Origin of the sequence: Ruminococcus flavefaciens (genome assembly GCF_900108555.1) — a bacterium.
In the GTDB taxonomy this organism is placed as follows: domain Bacteria; phylum Bacillota; class Clostridia; order Oscillospirales; family Ruminococcaceae; genus Ruminococcus; species Ruminococcus flavefaciens_P.
The window spans coordinates 59221-73596 of sequence record NZ_FNWV01000013.1 but is presented as its reverse complement, the minus strand read 5'-3'; the positions used below and the strand labels follow the sequence as shown (position 1 = coordinate 73596).

Here is a 14376-nt window from a genome sequence, read left to right as displayed (position 1 = left end):
TGATTTGGTTGGCAATGCTATATGCAGAGCTGGTCGTCCGTTTTCATATCCGCCCGTAACGCTTTGTAGGGGACGCCGCCCTCGGCGTCCCGAAAACATATCGCATAAATATGTGGGGGCAGATACATATCTGCCCTTTCTGATCATCGTGAAAGCGAAGGTATTAAATCGTTAAAAAACGCAAATACCCCCAAAATACTTACAAAGTAAATAATAATAAAAGCAACGGATATACCGAGCCCAATAGCTCCGAGTCTTACGCCCCATTCAGCATACTCTTTTCCAAGACGTTTCTGGTCGAGAGATATCTTTCCCAGAACTATTGAAGTTATACCGCATAAAAGTGATAACCATATCGCCAGAAAGGCAGTCGGGATAGAGCATATTCCGAATACAAGCGAAGCTATAGCCATATTGGCAGTCGGTTCAGCAGCTGATTTAGTCGGAGCAGCCTGCTGAATGCGGTTCGGCTTGCTGTCTTCCGAAAAAGATTTGCCGCAGGCGTTGCAAAATTTGGCATCATTTGGATTTTCTTTTCCGCAGTAAGTACAAAACATAATCATTCCCCTTTCAGTTTTACTTTAATAAATTATAACACATATGTATTCTAAATGTCAACATATATGTTCAATATTTACAAAAAATCGTATATCATATTATCAGAGGTGATAATATGTATATACCAACACTTGATTCTAAGATCGTAGGCGAAGTAATAGCGGAGTTACGCAAGAAAAAGGGGATATCGCAGGAGGTAATAAGCGGACTTGCTGATATAGGGCGTACACACCTCAGTGCAATAGAACGCGGCGAAAGGAAGCCGACTCTTGAGACATTGTATCGTATATCAAACGCGCTCGGCGTAAAAATGAGCGATATAGTAATAGCGATTGAAGAAAAAATAGATTGATATGTAGGAGCTGCCTGTGGCAGCCCGTTAATTTACGCATAAATTTCAAATGACAAAATGTAGGGGCGCACAGTGTGCGCCCTTTTTCTATCTGCCTGTAATGCTTTGTAGGGAACGCCGCCCTCGGCGTTCCGTCCGTTAGCCGTTAGCTTGTAGAGGACGGCATCTTTGACGTTCCGAAAAAATATTGCAAAAATATGTAACACTTTCATTTTTGCATACGATAGTTATAGATGAAAGCACAAAACGTACGTTAAAAAAAGAAGACAACAAAACGTTTATAAATAAAAAGGAGAATTCAAAATGAAAAAGTCAACTTTAATGATAACAATAGCAGCTTCACTTTGCGCACTCACATCATGCGGAAGAAGCGTTCCGACATATCAGGCATCGCAGCCTGATGAGATAAAGGCTGTATCTTACGAGATAACCTCATCTGAAAAAACAACATTTGAGGCAAGTGAAAAGGTGACAACCGCGAAAAAGACTGAAAAGCCAACAGAGACATTTAAGACCGAAAGTGCAGTAACAGCAGCTGCGGTAAAGGTCGATAATGTAGGAACTACAGCAGTAAAGGCTGTAGTGACTACAGCTGCCAAGAAGCCCCAGCCTGTAAAGACCACAGCCAAAACAACAGCAAAGCCTGTAGCTGTAACTTCAAAGACAACTGTCAAGACAACAGCAAAGCCGCAGACAACAACTACAACAACTGCCTCTGCTGTCGGAACTATCGAAAGCGGAAGACTTGACGCAGCCGCAGCAGAGGGAACAGCTTTCAGAAAGGGCGTTTCAAACGGCAATGCCTATACATCTGAGTATGCAGGCTTTAAGTTCACAGCACCAACTGACACATCTTTCCTTAACGAGGATAACCTCTACACTTACTACTATATGCCTGCAAGAGTTATGACAGATGAAGAGAAAAAGGTATATTTTACAGGCATTGCAGACGCTGTGGGAACATATGCCAACGCAGAGGGCAGAATAGAAGTAAAGTTTATCAATACAAAGCTCAGATATCCCGATACACCTAATATGTCCGAGGAAAGCTTCCTCAACGACTATCTCGAAAGCGGTCTCGCTGGCACTGTATATACATATGTAAGCGGACCTGAGATAGTAACACTTGGCGGCAAGGACTATTATATGATGAGGACTGAGAACAACGGTTACTCCAACAATGTATATGTAAGAAGAATAGACGAAAACTTTATCGTAGAGATATTAGCAAGCGGCAGCGCAGTTGCTGACGAAGCAGATTTCGCAGGCAGATTTGAAGCAGTATGATAAAAATGGCGCACAGTCAAGCTGTGCGCCATTTATTGTAATCCGAAATATACCGCATAAATGCGTAAGGGGCGATATTCACATCGCCCCGTTTGATTTGAAAGTATAGTTGCAGCTTAATAAGAACTGCTGCTGCCGTTTTGTTTTAGTCCGTAAATACCTGCGACCAACAACAGTACAGAAGCTACTATCATTACATAGAATCCATAATCGTAATGCAATTCCACATAATCGGAAACTTCTTCCCAATATTCGCCCATTTTGGATTTAAGTCTCTGTTCTGAAGCAAGGACGGCTTCACCAATGGTTAATGCAACTGAGAGCGCTCCCATAGTAATAACGGCTTTGTTCATTTTCATAGCAGAGAAAATCAAACCGAGTATTCCAACGGGGACAAATAATATCCAGTCTTTTCCGTCAAACAGCGAACCACTTACTGTTATGATCAGTGTTATCGAAAAGAACGGCATGAATGTTGCTGCCAAAATAGCTAATGAAGCTATTATACCCAAGGTGTTGGGCTTTGATCTGAAATTCACTCTTGGCGGATTTGTTGGTGCATAGTTATTGTAGTTATTATAACCAAAGGTATTTTGCTGAGGCATATTGTAGTTTGACTGTGGTGAGTTGTAGTTCTGCTGAGGTGCGCTGTTGGGATCGTTGTTGAATTCAGTGCCGCAGAACGGGCATTTTTTAGTGCCGTCCATAAGGTTGCTGTTGCAGTTTGGGCAATACATAAGATCACTCCTGTCAGAATAGTATATTGCAAGTATAACATATTTACATATGTTGTGTCAATATATGTTTTAAAAACAAATTATCTGTCAGTGAGGGAACTTACAGGTGCTTCTTGACAAAACCCATTAAATATGTTACAATAATCAAAATTTCGATCGGGAGGGATCACAATGAAAAAGGCAGCGTTGACCATGACCGTGATTTTCGCGTTAGCGTCGGCAGTATCATGCGGCAACAAGACCGCTACTATCGAGCCGATAGAGATTACCGCGGAGGAAGCCCACACAGTAGATGATTATAAACCCATAGAGACTGAACCCGTAACTGTAACTACCGAATCTGTTACAGAAGAAGCTGCCGAGTTCGCAGACGCAGGCGAGGGGACTAACTTCAAAAGCGGAACTGTAAACGGTAAAGTATACACTTCCGAATACGCAGGCTTTAAGGTAACATTTCCCGAAGATACGGCACTGAATGACAGAGCTGAAAATGAGAAAGAGCTCAGGAAAATGTGGTCAACTCTTGACGAACGTTCAAAGCAGGAACAGGGACTTCACGTCATTGACCTTGTAGCAAACAGTGCAGATACTACATATGTTTTTCAGTACAGCAACACAAAGCTCATGTACCCCGAAAAGGAAAATGTGACTATAGAGGAGTTCATGGAAGATCTGATAGAATTTAATGAAACGGAAGGTATAAAAGTATCAGCTCCCGAAAAAATAACTATCAGCGGCATGGAATACACAAAAGAGACTATAGTTCTTGAGGAGCTTAGCTTGGAGCTTGTATACTATGCGAGAAGAATAGATGATGATTTCGTACTGGTCATAAATTCACAGGGCGAAGCAGGCTTCGACCATACGATACTTGAAAAAGCAATCGAAGCAATATAAAAAGGACTGCAATGCAGTCCTTTTTTTCTTGGTTATATAAGATGTGATTTTTTTATTCCTGATCTGTCGAGAGCAAGTCCCGTAACTACATAAAGTACAGTACTTGCGGCGATCTGTATGCAATAAGCGGGAGTCTGACCGAAAGCGGCGATAATAGCAGCTGTAGAGAAGCCCTTTGTTATTACGACACCTTCGTAAAGGCTGTATCCGACCACACATACGATAAGTGACGGGATAATGCCGAGAAGATTGCGCTTTGTGATTATCTTATCCGATCTATTGGTAAAGAACAGAGCTGTAATAGCTTTTATAACGATAGTAGCAGGTATCCATATTGGAAATCCAGACAGTCCGTCAGCGAGAGCACCGCCGATAACTCCGGCAGCGACTGCATAAGGCAGTGGGAGCACACTTGCGGCGAGGTAGATGAGTCCGTCACCTGCGTGAGTATAGCCTGCACCTGTAGGCACATGGATATAGGCAGTAAATACGAATATCAGTGCAGCAAAAAGACTCGTTACCACCATTTTTTTGATCTTGTCTGTCTGAGCTGTTCTTGTCATGAAAACGCCTCCTAAAAAGCTACTAATCCTATATGTATTGGTTTAGCTTATTATAACACTATACATACGTTTTTGCAATAGAAAAGATACACAAACTTTGCAAACTCAAATTTGCCTAAAGTGTTACAGATGCCGCAATATAGGGGAAAACTATAGCCGCTTATAAGAACAGTCCTATAAGGAAAGCACTTCCCGTAGCGGCAAGTGCCACCACGATAAGGGGCATTTCCAGAAAAGCAAGTATTATAGCAACAGCCGTGCCTGCAACAGCGGTATAGATGTTGTGGGTAGTATAGAATATAGCAGGTATAGTCATAGCACTGAGAACGGCATAAGGAATGTAGTACAGGAAGCTCCTGAAAAAGCGCGACTTTATCTTCTTGCGGAAAAAGGTGAACGGCAGCATACGAATGAGGTAGGTCACGCCTGCCATTACGATAATATACACAGCAACGGTCATTCTGTCTCCTCCTCATCTTTTACAGGGAAGATAAGCGCAGCTGCCACAGAAGCAGTTATTGCCGATATGATAACAGCAAAGCCCTCACTTATGAACGGCATACAGTACTTGAATACAACGCTTATAGCAGCCGACATTATTACAACGAAGAGTACGCTGTGCTGCTTTTTTGCAGGTGGGATGATAATAGCGATGAACATTCCGTACAGCACTATTTCCATAGCCGTATTTACCGAAGCAGGAAGAAGTTCACCTGCCGCCGCACCGAGAGCAGTGCCTGCTACCCACCCCACAGCGGCAATGAATATCATACCGTACATATAAGCAGGGGTAAGGGGCTTTTTCTGTGCTGAACATACTGCAAATATCTCATCGGTAATGCCGAATGAAGCAAGGAGACGGTGAGGCGTAGTAAACTTCTTGTCAAGCTTCTGAGAGAGAGAAAGAGCCATAAGTGAATAGCGGATATTGATAGTGAGCTGCAAGAGTATCATTTCAATTAGAGTACCTCCTGCGGCAATGACATCTATGCCTGCTTTCTGACCTGCGGAAGTAAGGCAGGAAGCAGATATGGCAGATGCCTGAAAAACGGAAAGACCTGCCTTGCTTACGGCGAAGATGCCCAGTCCGAAAGACACAGAGAGGTATCCCAGAAAGATAGGGATACCGTGTGACATTCCGCGAAGAAAGTTATTTTTCATAATGACTGCACCCGCAGTCCTGAGATAATAGACATATTTATCCTCCGAGAATATGTAGTTACAGCGATTTTATCCTTTCGGCAGAATCGCTTATCTCTGCCCATGAATAGTCTATCATGTATTCGCCGTGATAGGATTTGAGGGCAGATGTATCGCCCGAAAACAGGTCATACAGGTCGCAGTTGACAGCTTCCTTGTTTATCTGTATCTGGCGGTTCTGTTTAATGATAACATTATGGAAGCCTGCGGCTTCTATGTCTTTGATAAGGTCAGAGACATACTGCGAGACCTTTTTGGAAGTAGGTCTGTCGAAGTCCTCAACTTCAAGAACATCGGCAGCTATCTCCTTGCTTGTGACAGGATAGCCGCACTGGTCTATGAGGTATGCGAATATTTCTTTGGAAATAGTGCGCGAAAACTTTATAGGTGCATTATCCCTGCCGAATACGCGGAAATTACCGAATGTACGTATTTTCAGCCTGTTGTCGTCCTTTTGCTCGGGAGCGGCTGTGTATCTGAAATTATCGAATTCATTGCGTATATCGTCCTCGGTATACGGCTTCATTATGTATCCGCTGGGGCGCATCTGTATAGCGGCAAATGCGTATTCGGAGTAGCTCGTAACGAAAACTATATTGCACATAGGTGAATACTTTTTCAGTTCTATAGCTATTTGTATACCCGACATTTTTCCTATGCGGATATCGAGGAAAGCCGCGTCGAAAGACTGCTTGTCCTCATATTCGAGGAACTGAGCCGCACGTCTGAAAGGAACGACTTCGGCATCGGGCTTTACCTTGCGGATAGTGTCAACGAGAAGCTGTAGTGCATATTTTTCATCATCAATTGCCAGAATTTTCATCATCTTTCTCCTTTGGAATAAGAATAACGCATTCTGTTCCTTCATCGGGAACACTTTTTATGATAAGTTCACCGCCGCATTCGTCCTCGAGACGCTTGCGGACATTGTTTATGCCGATATGAGTCTCATCGAGAGCTTCAATGGCTGAGGTATCAAAGCCTGCACCGTCGTCCGTTATGATTATCCTGTGGTGAGTTTCGGTCTCATCAGTAGATACGCGGACAGTTCCGCAGCCGCTTTCCGAGTTGTTTATACCGTGCTTGACGGCATTTTCCACCATAGGCTGTACGGTAAGTACAGGCAGCATGAACATTTCATCTTTTATATCGAATTCGATATTGAGGTCGTCATCAAACCTGAGTTTTTCCAGAGACAGGTATATTTTTGTATGTTCAAGCTCTTCCTTGATGCTGACAAGACCGCTGCGGCTCATCGAGTCAAGGTTTTGTCTCAGGTATTTGGAGAAGTCGATAAGAGCGTCCTTGGTTTTCTGAGAGTCCTTATCGCACAGATAGATTATAGAAGTAAGAGAATTGTACATAAAATGGGGCTGTATCTGAGAAAGAGCCAGCACCCTTCGGCTTTTTTCGAGCTCAAGCTCGCTGGTTCTCAGTTTTGTTTCCATTTCGCGCTGATATATGGATATAAGGTAGAAATAGAAGATTATAACGTCAAGTGCCACTATCTCGTCCATAAGATCTACAACGATATATGCGGCTTCAAGGTAGCACTCGAATATGGTCAGGAAAACGATGAATATAACAGTCGCACCCTTGGTACGCTCCTTTGATTTGAAGAAGCGGATAGAGTATCTCAGCAGTAGCAGCATATAGATCATGCCTGCGAAATACGGGGAAAGGAAGAATATCCTGTCCTCATAGTTCAGATGACTGTCAAAGCTGAAGATTATCTTCGGACCGAAAAGGTTAATGACCTCTCCCACGATAAGTATTCCTTCGGGAATAAACAGCAGATACCGCTTTACATTTGGCGTAATGAGCAGCAGCTCGACATAGGCTATCATGGGGAAGAGGATATGCTCTATCGTTGAGCGGAAATACATAAAGTACATTGCAGGATCGCCGCGGTAATCAAAGTCCTCGTTGTAGAGCTTTTTCATAAAGAGCTCCCTGAAGAAGGTATTTGCGACTATAATGGTGAGGAGTATAACGATCACAGCGATATGCTCGGTACCGTGAGGACGATCCTTGCGGTTTTCGATGAGCAGAACGATTATACCGATAATAAGAGCAACAGAGACAAAATTATAGCTGATAAGGTATGAGATCAATTTCATAACGGCTCTCCTTGTGATTATGTATGATACAGCAATAACTTTTTCGACCATATAATGCTATTATAACACATTATGCACTGTTTGTAAAGGAACGGAATGCCGCTTTTTGTACGGTTTATTCATACAAAATGACTGTTCAGCAGTAAATTTCAAAGCACAAAATCGTTGAAATGACGAAATTACGAAAAATTCTTAAAAATGCATAAAAACCGCTTTTTTTGTTGAACCGTGTGGAACACTTTATGATATAATAATGGTGGGATATGATATACATATATTGTGGTAGTAGGGTTCAGACGCTGCGGTTGGTAGTAAAACTGGGGGGAAACAGTTGCGGAGGGTGTAATTACCTGCCGAAGCGGGCTGCGGTGTCTCTTCTCCTACGTTATTAATCAAGTTAAGATCATCCGATGGTTTCCGCGGAACAAAGCGGGAAGGGGTTCACTGATAATTTGTTTTACAAGGTAAAACTATACCTTCATTGTTCAATATTTTTTCAGGCGCAGTCATAGTGGCTGCGCGCTTTTTTTGTCCTGACCGCCTTTAACGTATCATTTACCGCGTATGTCCGGTGGGTATGGACATATAGTAAATGCCGATATGCTGTTTGATTTAAATTATTAAAATAGTAAAAAAACGCGGTTCTGTACAATCGTATTCTCATTATATCCGATAGTGTCATAACGTGGAAAATCCATTGACACCGCTGTTTTTTAATGATAAAATGTAGTCGAAAAGTAAACGTGAAAAGATTTTTCAATGTATAAACAGAAAGGAAAGAAAACAAATGAAAGCAATGAAAAAGACTTTGGCGGGTCTTTGCGCTGTTTGCATAAGTACAGCAAGCCTTTCCGTATTAGGCACATCGGAATATGGCGGAACAGCTGAGGCAGCAGCATCAAAGGACATCTCTTCGACAATGGAGTGGGACACACTTAAAATGGGCGGTGCAGGCTTTGTTTCGGGCATCGTTGCAGGAAAGAAGGAAATGTATCTCCGTACGGACGTAGGCGGTGCGTACAGATACGACTATGACAAGAAGAGATGGGTACAGCTCTTCGGCTTTATCAACGAGGACGACAGAGGACTTCTCAGCTGTAAGGGTATCGCAATCGACCCCACAGACGATCTGACAGCTTATTTCCTCTGCGGCTGTGCATACTTCTCAAACGCAAAGACAGTAATTTACAAGACTACAGACGGCGGCAAGACCTTTACAGGTGTTGACGTTACAGAGCATATACAGGTACACGGAAACGGTGACGGACGTGAGTGTATCGAGCCTATCGCAGTTGATCCCGATAACCCCGATACTATTTATGCAGGCGGCGATGTTACCGCAGGCAAGTCGGCACTTATCAAGTCAACAGACGGCGGTAAGTCATGGAAGCCTGTAGAGGGCTATGATGCTCTCGGACTTTTCAAAGGCGAGATCAAATACCCATCATGGACAGATCATCTGGTAAGAGGCACAGAGCCCAGCAAGCTCTACAATGAGCAGAACGGCATCGGCTGTGTTTACATTGAGGGCGGCAAGGTATACGTAGGAACTTCTGTAACAGGAAAGGCAAATGTCCACGTAGCAAGCGTAAAGGACGACAAGTTCGAGGCTATAAAGGCACTTCCTAACGAAAACTATCCTCTCTCCATAACAAGTGACCATAACGGAAATCTTTTCTTCACATATATCGCAGGACTTGCTTTTGCAGGTGCATCAGGCGGTGCATACAAGTACAATATCAAGTCTGGAACAGCTGAAAAGCTCACTGTTTCCAACAATTCTATCGGTATGATAGATGTTGACAAGAAAGACCCCAACAAGATGTTCGCCCGTACCTGCGGCGTGTTCTCGGACCAGTGGTTCGGCGATGAATGGATACAGGACGACCCAAGCACTCCCGAAAATGAGGGTACTATCGCATGGGGCGACCACTTCTTCCGCTCCAGCGACGGCGGTAAGACATGGGAGGATATAACTCCCGGTGCAGGTCCTACAGACTACTCAACAGGAGTAGGCGTAAAGGATTTCATCTCACTTCCTATGGATCTGAACGGTTATGACTGGATATACGGCAAGGCTTGCCACTGGGGCAGCAGTATCGTTATCGATCCAAGAGACCCTGAGGGAGACAGACTCCTCCTCACATCAGGCAACGGCGTATTTGCCTGCGACAATGCATGGGACGAAAAGGGCATACAGTTCTACTTCCAGCCTGACGGCGTTGAGGAGTGCGTAAGCCTTGATTTCTACAGCACAGCTGACGGTCTCGACCTTTCAGCTATCGGCGACTATGACGGCTTCGTTCACACTACTGTAAACGGCATACCCGAGCAGTATAAGCCGAATATGGGCTCTACATCTGCGATCACAGTATGCCCACAGAATACAGACGTATGGGCAAGAACCGCAAATGGTGATACCAATAATACAGGCAGTGCTTACTATACTCTCGACCGCGGCAAGACATGGAAGGCATTCAAGCCTGCCTGCACAGGCGGCAAGCTCGCTATCACAGAGCTTTCAAAGGGCAAGTACAGAGTTATAAATACAAGTGCCAAGGGCGGAGCTTCCTACTCCGACGACTGGGGCGCAACATGGAAGGACTGCGCAGGCATAAAGGCTTCAAAGGGAGCTTATGCTATGGTAGATCCCGAAGATCCTAAGATAGTTTACGCAACAGGTGCAGAGTACAATGAGTACTGGTCATCTGATATGTCAAAGAAAGAGCCTACATATGACGAAGCTCACTATTCTTACTTCGTCAGCGAGGACTACGGTGCAACCTTCACAGAGACACGTATCTGCCCATATAACTGGGAGCTTACATGGAAGTTCGAGCATACAGGCGACCTTGCATATGTTGGCAAGGGCACAGTAGCTCTTGCAGGCGCAAATCACGGCGTATATCTCATCTCCGACAAGGGCAAGACAGTTGAACATCTTGAAAATGTAGCATACGCAAAGTGTATCGGCTACGGCGCACCTGAGAAGAAGGGCGACGTGAATACGCTCTTCATCTACGGTAAGCCCGATAAGGACGATCCCGAGGGAATTTACCGTTCAACAGACGCAGGCAAGACATGGGTTTGTATCAATACAGACCACCTTTACGGCGGTACAGGCAACGGCAACTACCTCGTAGGCGATATGGACGAGTTCGGCAAGGTATATATGTCCACAGTAGGCTGCGGTATAGTTTACGGACAGATAAAGGGCAGTGCTCCTTCAACTCCGTCAACAACTACTACAACTACAAAAAAGACAACTACCACAACAAAGGTAACTACTACTACTACCAAGGCTGCAACTACGACTGTATCCACCACACCAAAGGCAACAAGCAAGGATTACAAGGCAGGCGATGCAAACTGTGACGGCGATGTAGACCTTTCAGATGCAGTACTCATCATGCAGGCACTTGCAAATCCAAACAAGTACGGCGAGAGCGGCTCTGACAAGACACACATCACAAAGCAGGGCATTGAAAACGCCGATGTAACAGGCAATGACGGCATGACAACAAACGATGCGCAGGCAATACAGAAGTATCTTCTCAAGCTTGTGACAGAGCTGCCTATAAAATAATAACGCAAAACGGCTTCCGAAATGGGAGCCGTTTTTGATGTTATATTCGTTTGTTTTGTCAGTGCGGAAATTTATCAGCGTAAACTCCGACCTCTGTAAAAATTCCCTTGCTGCTGCCTTTTATAGTGACAGAGCCTATACGCTCGGCGGAAACAGTCCCGAAGCTTACGATGTCGTACAGGTCCTCGCCCTGATAGCCGCTGTAGGAGCAGAATATCCTTTTCTGTCCGCGGAAGTCGTACTTATCGCGGAACACCAGAGCCTGCTGCGGATCATAGAGAAAGCGCATATCAAGTTCAAAGTATTTATGACGCACTATTTTAAGTGCAGCCGCATCGCTGTCGGTAAGGTCAAAAGTGCCGTAATTTCCATTGATATCAGCCATATGATAATCACTGGCGATATGCGAACAAGCAAGCTCTGTACCGTAAGTGAGCAGATCGGTATTCGTTAAGTCGAACGCCGCAGGTGCAGGAAAAGCACTTATCATTACAGTATTCGTACCTCTTACATAGGGATAAGTACCAAGGAGTTTGTATGAAAGATTTGAAGCAGCGTCCCACATGGAGGTATTAGGTCTTACGTAGATATAACTGCTGTCATCGGCATTGTTTTCGTGAGTTACATAGGGCAGGGTATAGAAATTGTCCATGAGCATATTGAATGATATGTTCATTTTCAGTCCGGGTTCTATCTGATTTTGACACAGCAGGGAAGTAAAGCTTCTTGATGTGACATTCAGGAAGTATTCGCCCCCTGACTTTTCTAATTTCAGACTGTCAATAAGACCGTGATGTATGAGTGTATTGTCAAGTGCAAGGAGCACCTCTGCTGCGTTATCAAAGTTGGTTCGTGAAGTACGGACTCTTGCAGACAGTGAGGTGTAAGGAGTATATATATCCTTTCTGAAACTGAACGCAAGTATATTCTCCTCAGAGAGGAGAGTTCCGTCCTTATTTTTTATACTGAGAACAGCTGTCAAATATCATCGCTCCTTACAATATCATCATCAGTCAGCAGAGTTACCGTTACATCTGCCCAGTCGCCTTTTTTATTGTCAAAGGTGTATGAGAGCAGATGACAGCTTCTGAAACAAAGTCCCATATACTCCACATTAAATGCAGCGGAGCTTTTTACAAGGGCGTTGAAGCTGTAGATAAAATCTGCGGAATAGTCCGCGAATATCCGTCCCGAAAAGGTAAGCTTTGTACTGCGGCTCGCGTTGTTGGTGAACACGCTTCCGCCGTCAGCCGTTGACTCTTCGTTTATGCTTCTTGCGGATACAGCCTTGAAGCCGTCGCAGTAAACAACGGCTGAGGCAATATTTACGGGTACAGCTTCATGCTTGGTAAGTTCCGTAGTACTCATGGGCTGCTCCTTTCTATTTTTGTGATACCGCTTGCCGAGAGCTTTGCGGTGAGGACAAGCCGCTGTATATTTGAGTCGAATTTGATACTCATTTTCGACAGCGAGCAGGTAAGTCCGCACATATCGGATATGACAGGTTCGATATTATTATCGTAGAACTCGTATATATCAACGATAGAGGTCTTTGGCGGAGCTGTAATGCTTATTTCTATATCGGCTTTGAAGGGGATAAAGATAGTGTAAAGCGAATAAATAGGCGAGTAAGACTCAAAGCCGCCTATGCCCACAACAGTGAAGATACCCTTTTCCTTTTTTGCGATATCCACTGCGTCAAAGGCACTGTAAACGGCTGTAACACCGCTGTCTGTGAGCTTATCTGTTATGTCATTGATTATCTCGCGCAGCATTATAACATCTCCTCTCCGCTGGAAAAGCTGCCGAAAACGAAAGTCTCGACAGTGATAAGGCTTTTGCACATCTGTAAGTAATCTTTAAGGAGCTGCTTTGCGTACTCATAGGCAGTATTCTGCGACTCCTTCAGCACCTTTCCTGCATAGGTAACATCTGCTCTTTCTCTTGCAGCAAGTATCTGCTGCAGCCTGTAAAAAGCCAGTGCAGCGCAGAGAAAGCAAAGTCTCAGGTCGCTTATATCCGCATTTGGTCTGAGGATATCGTCTACTTCACGCATGGAAAGATATATGAGCTTCATGTATTCGGTGCTGTTTTCCTCACCTGTCATAAGCTCGAATATCTCGGTTATTTTCTGAATATCCATACTGCCTCCTTATCTCATAGTGAAACATTCCGCGGTATCGTCAGCTTCCGCACTGTATTCAAGCTGCACCTCTGTTTTTGTTTTTCTGCACTGTAACTCAAAGGACCTGCGAAGCGCGATAAGCTGCTGAGTATTCATATTTGCAGCCGATACGGAAGCTATATCAGCCGCCGCCCTACCGCCTGCAAAATATGCAGCCTTGCGGATATCACGTCGAAGCTCTTCATCACATAGCTGTATATCCTTAGCCTGGGACTTTATGGTATCATCGTCGCTGTATTTCTTCGTAACTCCTGCGTTTACCTGAGCAGGTACGGCAACGAAGCTCCATTCGTAAGCGTCCGTGATGTCATCAAGAACAGTGTGGCATATACTGCCGCCGCACTTTTTCCCCTTAACGTGATTGCAGGTGGATATATTCTTGTCATTGCCGCATACCGAGCATATCCTCTTTGCTGCGGAGCAGGAAATGCTGACATCCTTTTTGATGCCGCCGTCAATTTCGGCAATGAGGTTCTTGTTTTCGTCAGTCCTTACCATGTACGCCATAGCCTTGAGGTAAACGTAAGGCTTGCCGAACTGCGTGAGGCGTGTATCATCGGTGACAAGCTCCGTATCGAAGATACGCGCATTCTGGTTTAATGTTGAAGCATCATGGTCGAAGATACCTGTCTTGCCGATGAACTTTTCTCTGAGAGTACCGAGAGCATTTTCCGAGAAGCGGTCACAGTCGCGGTCGATATCGTTATCGCAGAGTATGACCGAGAATACATATACCTCGTCTTCAGAGAGCGGACGGCGTGTGAATTTGTTTATCTTATCGAGAATAGACTTGTCCATATTATCTCCTTTCGGGAAATAGTGATCAGTTTTTAGTGCTTAGTGCATAGTTATATGTAGGGGCGAGTTCCGCTCGCCCGAATATAACACGAT

The 14376-nt window shown here is 44.4% G+C and carries 16 protein-coding genes; 4 read left to right on the top strand and 12 right to left on the bottom strand.

The genetic code is table 11. The annotated features are described in order from the left end of the window. Nucleotides 1–143: 143 nt before the first annotated feature. Nucleotides 144–557, bottom strand: a complete 414-nt coding sequence (locus BLW60_RS14160) for a zinc-ribbon domain-containing protein (RefSeq protein ID WP_081348278.1) — start codon at nt 555–557, stop codon at nt 144–146. 116 nt (nt 558–673) lie between these two features. Here BLW60_RS14160 and BLW60_RS14150 point away from each other — a divergent pair, with 116 nt between their 5' ends. Together BLW60_RS14150 and BLW60_RS14145 are read left to right on the top strand one after the other, a co-directional pair. After that, nucleotides 674–910: a helix-turn-helix domain-containing protein gene (locus BLW60_RS14150; protein WP_074718510.1), complete on the top strand. Its 237-nt coding sequence runs from the start codon at nt 674–676 to the stop codon at nt 908–910. Between the two features lie 303 nt (nt 911–1213). Then, nucleotides 1214–2197, top strand: a complete 984-nt coding sequence (locus BLW60_RS14145; RefSeq protein ID WP_074718508.1) for a hypothetical protein — start codon at nt 1214–1216, stop codon at nt 2195–2197. 116 nt (nt 2198–2313) lie between these two features. Here BLW60_RS14145 and BLW60_RS14140 read toward each other — a convergent pair whose 3' ends face one another. Further along, nucleotides 2314–2934 carry a zinc ribbon domain-containing protein gene (locus BLW60_RS14140; RefSeq protein WP_074718506.1) on the bottom strand — a complete coding sequence of 207 codons (621 nt, stop codon included), beginning with the start codon at nt 2932–2934 and terminating at the stop codon, nt 2314–2316. 171 nt (nt 2935–3105) lie between these two features. Here BLW60_RS14140 and BLW60_RS14135 point away from each other — a divergent pair, with 171 nt between their 5' ends. Then, a complete protein-coding gene (locus BLW60_RS14135; protein WP_074718504.1) occupies nt 3106–3831 on the top strand; it encodes a hypothetical protein in 726 nt (241 codons plus the stop codon). A 32-nt stretch (nt 3832–3863) separates the two neighbouring features. On the opposite strand, the gene BLW60_RS14130 is transcribed toward BLW60_RS14135, so the two are convergent. From BLW60_RS14130 to BLW60_RS14110, 5 genes are all read right to left on the bottom strand, one after another. After that, on the bottom strand, nt 3864–4394 hold the full coding sequence (locus tag BLW60_RS14130) for a TIGR04002 family protein (protein WP_074718502.1): 531 nt from the start codon (nt 4392–4394) through the stop codon (nt 3864–3866). 160 nt (nt 4395–4554) lie between these two features. Next, the gene (locus BLW60_RS14125; protein ID WP_074718500.1) at nt 4555–4854 is read right to left on the bottom strand and encodes an AzlD domain-containing protein; all 300 of its coding nucleotides are present in this window, start codon (nt 4852–4854) and stop codon (nt 4555–4557) included. After that, complete coding sequence (locus BLW60_RS14120; RefSeq protein WP_074718498.1) at nt 4851–5555, bottom strand: AzlC family ABC transporter permease; 705 nt, start codon at nt 5553–5555, stop codon at nt 4851–4853. Before BLW60_RS14120 ends, BLW60_RS14125 begins: the two co-directional genes overlap by 4 nt. Nucleotides 5556–5613: 58 nt before the next feature. Next, entirely contained in the window at nt 5614–6417 is an 804-nt protein-coding gene (locus tag BLW60_RS14115) for a LytR/AlgR family response regulator transcription factor (RefSeq protein ID WP_074718496.1), read from the bottom strand. After that, nucleotides 6398–7714: a sensor histidine kinase gene (locus BLW60_RS14110; RefSeq protein ID WP_074718494.1), complete on the bottom strand. Its 1317-nt coding sequence runs from the start codon at nt 7712–7714 to the stop codon at nt 6398–6400. Before BLW60_RS14110 ends, BLW60_RS14115 begins: the two co-directional genes overlap by 20 nt. Before the next feature lie 787 nt (nt 7715–8501). On the opposite strand from BLW60_RS14110, the gene BLW60_RS14105 reads away from it, so the two are divergent. Further along, complete coding sequence (locus BLW60_RS14105; RefSeq protein WP_074718492.1) at nt 8502–11300, top strand: dockerin type I domain-containing protein; 2799 nt, start codon at nt 8502–8504, stop codon at nt 11298–11300. A gap of 58 nt (nt 11301–11358) precedes the next feature. Here the strand turns inward: BLW60_RS14105 and BLW60_RS14100 are convergent, their stop codons facing one another. The 5 genes from BLW60_RS14100 to BLW60_RS14080 are packed head-to-tail and all read right to left on the bottom strand — an operon-like array spanning nt 11359 to nt 14283. Further along, nucleotides 11359–12282 carry a hypothetical protein gene (locus tag BLW60_RS14100; protein WP_074718490.1) on the bottom strand — a complete coding sequence of 308 codons (924 nt, stop codon included), beginning with the start codon at nt 12280–12282 and terminating at the stop codon, nt 11359–11361. After that, complete coding sequence (locus BLW60_RS14095; RefSeq protein WP_074718488.1) at nt 12279–12668, bottom strand: hypothetical protein; 390 nt, start codon at nt 12666–12668, stop codon at nt 12279–12281. Before BLW60_RS14095 ends, BLW60_RS14100 begins: the two co-directional genes overlap by 4 nt. Next, nucleotides 12665–13075, bottom strand: coding sequence for a hypothetical protein (locus tag BLW60_RS14090; RefSeq protein WP_074718486.1), 411 nt, complete (start codon nt 13073–13075; stop codon nt 12665–12667). Before BLW60_RS14090 ends, BLW60_RS14095 begins: the two co-directional genes overlap by 4 nt. Next, on the bottom strand, nt 13075–13443 hold the full coding sequence (locus BLW60_RS14085) for a hypothetical protein (protein WP_074718484.1): 369 nt from the start codon (nt 13441–13443) through the stop codon (nt 13075–13077). Before BLW60_RS14085 ends, BLW60_RS14090 begins: the two co-directional genes overlap by 1 nt. Before the next feature lie 9 nt (nt 13444–13452). Further along, nucleotides 13453–14283 (bottom strand): hypothetical protein, encoded by an 831-nt coding sequence (locus tag BLW60_RS14080; protein WP_074718482.1) that lies wholly within the window; start codon nt 14281–14283, stop codon nt 13453–13455. Nucleotides 14284–14376 lie beyond the last annotated feature (93 nt).

Bases quoted from the DNA above. Each gene is read 5' to 3' on its own strand.
- BLW60_RS14105 (WP_074718492.1), top strand. From the start codon at position 8,502: ATGAAAGCAATGAAAAAGACTTTGGCGGGTCTTTGCGCTGTTTGCATA.
- BLW60_RS14140 (WP_074718506.1), bottom strand. From the start codon at position 2,934: ATGTATTGCCCAAACTGCAACAGCAACCTTATGGACGGCACTAAAAAA.
- BLW60_RS14080 (WP_074718482.1), bottom strand. From the start codon at position 14,283: ATGGACAAGTCTATTCTCGATAAGATAAACAAATTCACACGCCGTCCG.
- BLW60_RS14145 (WP_074718508.1), top strand. From the start codon at position 1,214: ATGAAAAAGTCAACTTTAATGATAACAATAGCAGCTTCACTTTGCGCA.
- BLW60_RS14150 (WP_074718510.1), top strand. From the start codon at position 674: ATGTATATACCAACACTTGATTCTAAGATCGTAGGCGAAGTAATAGCG.
- BLW60_RS14110 (WP_074718494.1), bottom strand. From the start codon at position 7,714: ATGAAATTGATCTCATACCTTATCAGCTATAATTTTGTCTCTGTTGCT.
- BLW60_RS14125 (WP_074718500.1), bottom strand. From the start codon at position 4,854: ATGACCGTTGCTGTGTATATTATCGTAATGGCAGGCGTGACCTACCTC.
- BLW60_RS14095 (WP_074718488.1), bottom strand. From the start codon at position 12,668: ATGAGTACTACGGAACTTACCAAGCATGAAGCTGTACCCGTAAATATT.
- BLW60_RS14090 (WP_074718486.1), bottom strand. From the start codon at position 13,075: ATGCTGCGCGAGATAATCAATGACATAACAGATAAGCTCACAGACAGC.
- BLW60_RS14120 (WP_074718498.1), bottom strand. From the start codon at position 5,555: ATGAAAAATAACTTTCTTCGCGGAATGTCACACGGTATCCCTATCTTT.
- BLW60_RS14115 (WP_074718496.1), bottom strand. From the start codon at position 6,417: ATGAAAATTCTGGCAATTGATGATGAAAAATATGCACTACAGCTTCTC.
- BLW60_RS14135 (WP_074718504.1), top strand. From the start codon at position 3,106: ATGAAAAAGGCAGCGTTGACCATGACCGTGATTTTCGCGTTAGCGTCG.
- BLW60_RS14160 (WP_081348278.1), bottom strand. From the start codon at position 557: ATGTTTTGTACTTACTGCGGAAAAGAAAATCCAAATGATGCCAAATTT.
- BLW60_RS14085 (WP_074718484.1), bottom strand. From the start codon at position 13,443: ATGGATATTCAGAAAATAACCGAGATATTCGAGCTTATGACAGGTGAG.
- BLW60_RS14130 (WP_074718502.1), bottom strand. From the start codon at position 4,394: ATGACAAGAACAGCTCAGACAGACAAGATCAAAAAAATGGTGGTAACG.